Raw genomic sequence first — 6,318 nt, forward strand, 5'->3', positions numbered from 1 at the left:
CGGTGGTGGTGGTGCTGGCGGAGTTGCCGGTGACGGTGAACGGCAAACTCGACCGCAAGGCCCTGCCCGAACCAGATTTCGGCAGCGCTACTGTGGGTTTCGTCGCTCCCCGAACCCCGATCGAGGGAATAGTGGCCGCCGTGTGCGCCGACCTGCTCGGTGTCCCGAGGGTAGGCGTGAACGACGACTTCTTCGCCCTCGGCGGAAACTCTCTGATCGCCACCAGGTTGGTCGCGCGGATCAATGCGGCCGTCGGGGACCGGATCGGTATTCGCGACGTATTCGACGCCCCCACCGTGGCCGGTCTGGCGGCGCTGGCCGAGGCGCACGACGGGCTGGAGGCCCGACCACCGCTGAAGCCCAGGGAAGGTACCGCGGAAGTCCCCGTGTCGCCCGCCCAGCAGCGGATGTGGTTCATCAACCAGTTCGACACCACCTCGTCCGCATACAACGTCGCGTTCGCGTTGAGGCTCGAGGGGCGGCTCGACGTGCGTGCGCTCCGGGCGGCCGTTGCCGACGTCATCGAACGGCACGAGGCCGTGCGGACGATCTTCCCGCTCACCGACGACGGGCCGCGCCAGGTGATCCTGCCCGCGGCGAGCGCGGTGCCCGACCTCGAACCGATCGCGGTGTCGGGGGAAGCCGAGTTCCGCGAACATTCGCGGAGAGTGCTGTCCGCAGGATTCGACGTGACGACGCAGGTGCCGTTGCGCGCACGACTGTTCAGCCTCGACGCGGACGTGCACGTGCTCGCGGTGGTGGTGCATCACATCGCGGCCGACGGCTTCTCGATGGCACCGCTGGCCCGCGACGTCATGGACGCGTACGTGTCCCGGGTGAACGGGTCGGCCCCGGAGTGGGCCCCGCTCGAGGTGCAGTACGCCGACTACGCGCTGTGGCAGCGCGAGTGGCTGGGATCGGAATCCGATGAGAATTCGCCCATTTCCCGACAGCTGACGTATTGGACCACCACGCTGTCGGATCTGCCCGAAGTGCTGGAGTTGCCCACGGATCGTCCCCGTCCCACCGTCCGGTCACTTCGCGGCGGCCACGTCGAGTTCGTGATCGGACCCGAGGTTCATGCCGGTGTGGTCAGGCTGGCACGGCAACACACCACGACGGTGTTCATGACGTTGCATGCCGCGTTGGCGATCATGCTGGCACGCGTGAGCGGTGCAGACGACATCGCCGTCGGGACGCCGATCGCCGGTCGCGGCGAGCGCGAACTCGACGACGTGGTGGGCATGTTCGTCAACACCCTCGTCCTGCGCACCCACGTCGACGGCGGCGCCACCTTCTCCGAGTTCCTGGCCGGCGTTCGGGAAGCCGATCTGGGCGCCTTCACCCACGCGGAGGTCCCGTTCGAGCGGGTGGTGGAAGTCCTGAGTCCTTCCCGGGTGACGGCGTACGCGCCGCTCTTCCAAGTGATGCTGGAGTTCCAGGACATCGAGCGTCCCACTCTGGAATTGCCGGATCTGCAGGTGCGGAACATCGAACTCGAGATCGACACCGTCAACTTCGATCTGCAGTTGACGCTGGCCGAGAACGTCGATGCCGACGGCAACCCGACCGGCATTGCCGCGGGACTGGGCTACGCGACCGATCTCTTCGACGAGGATACGGTGCTCGGCTTCGCGGAACGACTCGTGCGCATTCTCGAGGCGGTCACGGCCGACCCCGGCGCCCGGGTCGGAGACATCGACATTCTCGGACCGCTGGAGCGTGCCGTACTGTCCCCGGTGACGGGCGGTGCGGCGGTAGCGGCACGGACGCTGCCGGATCTGATGGCCGAGGCGGCCGCGAACGATCCGGAGGCCCCCGCGTTGGTCTTCGACGGGCGTGTCGTGCGCTACGGGGACCTCGACAGGCGATCGAACCAGCTGGCCCGCATGTTGATCGAGCGCGGCGTCGGCCCGGAATCCGTCATCGCCCTGTGTGTGCCGCGGTCCGTCGAATCCGTCCTGGCCGTCTGGGCGGTGGCCAAGTCGGGGGCCGCCTTCCTTCCGGTGGATCCGGGCCATCCGGCCGCACGGATCGAATTCATGCTCACCGACTCCGGCGCCGTGTGGGGTGTGACGGGCTCGGCGCAACGCGGCGCACTTCCGGACGCGGTGCCGTGGCTGGTGCTGGGCGACCCGGGCCTCGAGGACAGGCTGTCGCACTATCCGTCGTCGCCGGTCACCGATGCCGAGCGGACGTCGACGATTCGGATCGACAATCCCGCCTACCTCATCTACACCTCGGGGTCGACCGGCAGGCCCAAAGGTGTGGTCACCACGCACCGCGGTCTCGCCGCCTTCGCCACCCAGGAGAGGGAGACGTTCGGCACGAGACCCGAATCCAGAACGCTGCACTTCGCATCGCCGAGCTTCGACGCGTCCGTTCTCGAACTGCTGCTGGCGGTCGGCGCGGCAGCCACGATGGTGATCGCACCGCCGTCCGTCTACGGCGGTGCCGAATTGGCGCAGTTGCTGGAATCCGAGCGGGTCACGCACTGCTTCGTCACTCCGGCGGCGCTGGCGTCGGTCGACCCCGACGGTCTCACCGCCCTCGAGTGCGTGGTGACGGGCGGCGAGGCGTGTCCGCCCGAACTGGTCGCGCGGTGGGCGCCGGGCCGTCGCATGTTCGACGCGTACGGTCCGACCGAGTCGACCGTCGTGTCGAGCATCAGCGACGAACTGGTACCGGGGGCTCCGGTCACGATCGGCACGCCCACGCGTGGTTTCGCCGAGGTCGTACTGGACTCGCGACTGCACCCGGTGCCTGCCGGTGTCGCAGGAGAGTTGTATCTCGCAGGTCCCGCCCTCGCACGCGGGTACCGCCGGCGGTACCCACTGACCGCCGAACGCTTCGTCGCCGACCCCTTCGGCCCGCCCGGAAGCCGGATGTATCGCACCGGCGACCGGGCACGCTGGCTTCCCGACGGTCAGTTGGAGTACCTCGGGCGCACCGATGCCCAGGTGAAGATCCGGGGCTTCCGCATCGAACTCGGTGAGGTCGAGTCGGCGCTGCTCGCGCACGACTCCGTGGCCCACGCGGTCGCGAGCGTGTGGAACGGGGACGGCGGCGGCGATCGGCTGATCGGATACCTGGTGCCCGCACCGGATGCGACGGTCGATACGAGGGCTGTCCTCGACTTCGTCGGGGGCAGGTTGGCGTCGTACATGGTGCCGGCGGCGCTGGTGACACTCAAAGCGCTTCCCCTGACGGTGCACGGAAAGCTCGACCGCACAGCGCTTCCGGCCCCGGACTTCGCGGGTTCCGCGAGTCGGCCGCCGCACACCGAGACCGAGGAGCTTCTCGCCGGACTGTTCGAGGAGGTGCTCGGACTGGACTCGGTGGGCGTGGACGACTCGTTCTTCGCCCTCGGCGGTGACAGCATCATGTCGATACAGCTGGTGGCCCGCGCACGGTCCGCCGGTGTGATCCTCTCTCCCCGAGACGTGTTCGACCACCGAACGGTCGCCAGCCTCGCCACGGCGGCGCGATTCGACAGCGACGGCACAGTGGCTCTCGACGAGCTGCCGGGCGGTGGCGTCGGCACCCTGCCGCTGACACCCGTCGCGCGCTGGACGTTCGAGCGCAGCAGCGGGCGGCTCGACAGGTTCTCGCAGGCACTGTTGCTGGCGGCCCCCGCCGGTCTCACCCACGAGGTCCTCGACCGCGCCGTCGAGGCGGTACTGGACCGGCACGACATGCTCCGCGCGCGTGTGTCCGCGGACGAGATGGACGTGCTGCCGCCGGGCTCGGTGCCCGCGGACGCACTGGTCCGTCGGGTGCCGGTCGACACGGTGACGGGAGACGACTTCACCGCGCTCGCGACCACGGAACTCGATGCTGCGGCCGACCACCTGGACCCCGCCGCGGCCCGCATGGTGCGCGTGGTCTGGTTCGACGTCCCAGGCGACGTCGGGCGACTGCTCGTGGTGGTACACCACCTCGTTGTCGACGGCGTCTCCTGGCGCATCCTCGTCGCGGATCTCGCGTCGGCGTGCAGCCGACTCCAGGCCGGTCTCACCCCGGACCTGCCGGCAGTCGGAACGTCGATGCGGCGGTGGTCGCACGGCCTGTCCGAAGCGGCGCGGCACCGGACCGGCGAACTGGCATCGTGGGAGACGATCCTCGACGGCCCGGACCCGCTGATCGGTTCGCGCCCACTGGATCCCGCGATCGACGTCGACGCGACCGTCGGCACCGTCAGGGTCGACGTGTCATCGTCGGTGACCGGCGCCCTGCTCACCACGCTTCCGGACGCGTTCCACGGGAGCGTGGGCGACGGGTTGCTCGCCGCGGTCACGCTGGCACTGATCGCCTGGCGACGGGAACGGGACGCCCCCGTGTCGGACGCGCTGATCACCCTCGAGGGGCACGGCCGCGAAGAGCAGGTCGTCTCCGGCGCGGACCTGTCGCGTACCGTCGGCTGGTTCACCACCGTGTATCCGGCGCGGTTGGATCTCACCGGAATCGACGTCGACGACGCGATGGCAGGTGGTGTCGCGGCAGGGCAGGCGGTCAAGGCTGTCAAGGAGCAGTTGCTCGCGATCCCGGATCACGGGATCGGCTTCGGACTACTGCGCTACCGGGGCGACGAGACGGCGCAGTCCCTCAGCCGATTCCCGGCTCCGCAAGTGAGTTTCAACTATCTCGGTCGAGTGACCACCACGGACGGAGCCGAGGACTGGCTGCCGGTGGAGAGCACGCTCGGCGGCACCCGGAATCCCGACATGCCCGTCGCATCCGTGATCGACGTCAACGCCGTCGTCTCCGACAGTCCAGACGGACCCCGTCTGATGGCGTCGTTCGCATTTCCGACCGGGGTCCTCCGCGAGGCCGAGGTCGCGGCGTTCGCGGATCTGTGGCGCCGCGCCCTCGCCGGACTTGCCGCGCACGCGTCACGACCGGATGCGGGCGGGCTGACACCGTCCGACGTTCCGCTCGTGTCGGCGAACCAGCAGCAGATCGAGCGCTGGGAGGAGCGTTTCCCGGCACTGCGGGACGTGTGGTCGTTGTCTCCGCTGCAGTCCGGGTTGCTGTTCCATGCTTCCCTGGCCGCGGAGTCGATGGACGTCTACACCGCCCAACTGCGCATCGACCTCGAGGGTGCGGTCGACGCCGAACGTCTGCGCGCCGCCGCGGCAGGGCTGCTGGCCCGCCACCCCAGCCTCCGGACCGCGTTCGTCTACGACGACGGGGTGCCCGCGCAACTGGTGGTCGACACGGTGGACGTGCCGTGGCGGGAAGTGGATCTCACCGTCGAGGGGTCGGCCCCCGACACGGAACTCGAGCGCCTGCTCGACGAGGACCGCAGTGCCAGGTTCGACGTCGCCCGGCCGCCCCTGCTCCGGCTGACCCTGTTCCGCACCGCACCGGGACGCTTCGTGCTGGCGGTCACGAATCATCACATCATCCTCGACGGCTGGTCGATGCCGTTGCTGGTGCGGGAACTGCTGGTTCGTTATGCCGCCGACGGCGACCCGGCCGGACTGCCGGACCCGCCCTCGTACCGCACGTATCTGGAATGGGTGGCGAGCCGGGACGCGGAGGCATCGGCGCGGGCCTGGGAACGAGCGCTCGACGGTGTCGAGGAGCCGACGCTGGTGGCGCCGCACGCGTCTGCGGCGCTCTACGGTGTGCCCCACGAACTCGACGTCGAACTGCCCGCCCCGCTGCGCGACGGACTCGCCACGGCGGCGGAATGCGCCGGCGTCACCATCAACACGGTGATCCAGGCGGCGTGGGGGATGCTGTTGTCCCGGTCGCTCTCCCGCGACGACGTGGTCTTCGGGGCCACCGTGTCCGGTCGTCCGCCGCAGCTGTCCGGTGTCGAGAACATGCTGGGACTGTTCATCAACACGGTGCCCGTGCGAGTACGGGTGGACCCGGACGAGAGTGTCGCGCGACTGCTCGCCCGCCTGCAGGACGAGCAGACGTCCCTGCTCGACCACCATCACCTCGGCCTCGGCGAAATTCAGTCGCGGGTGGGTCTGGGCAATCTGTTCGACACACTGTCGGTGTTCGAGTCGTTCCCGATCGACACGTCCGGGCTGGACGAGAACACCGACATCGGGGGCATGCGGGTGACCGGTCTCGATGCCCGCGACGCCACGCACTATCCGCTCACTCTGCTGTCGATCCTCGAACCACGGCTGCGATTGAGTCTGCGCTACCAGCCGGGAGCCGTCGACCGGGACGAAGCCGCAGCGCTCGCCGACCGCCTCGTCCGGATTCTGGCGACGATCGCCGGCGACGTGGACACCGCGGTCGGTGATGTGGAGGTTCTGGGGCCGGGTGAGCGGGCGTTGGTGGTGGGTTCGTGGA

1 protein-coding gene is annotated in these 6,318 nt (G+C 69.2%); it reads left to right on the forward strand.

Going from position 1 to position 6,318, the window contains the following annotated elements:
• A partial coding sequence (locus QM806_RS40715; RefSeq protein ID WP_283295021.1) for a non-ribosomal peptide synthetase occupies window positions 1–6,318 on the forward strand: 6,318 nt, incomplete at both ends.

The organism is Rhodococcus sp. IEGM 1351, assembly GCF_030056875.1.
In the GTDB taxonomy this organism is placed as follows: Bacteria; Actinomycetota; Actinomycetes; order Mycobacteriales; family Mycobacteriaceae; genus Rhodococcus_F; species Rhodococcus_F opacus.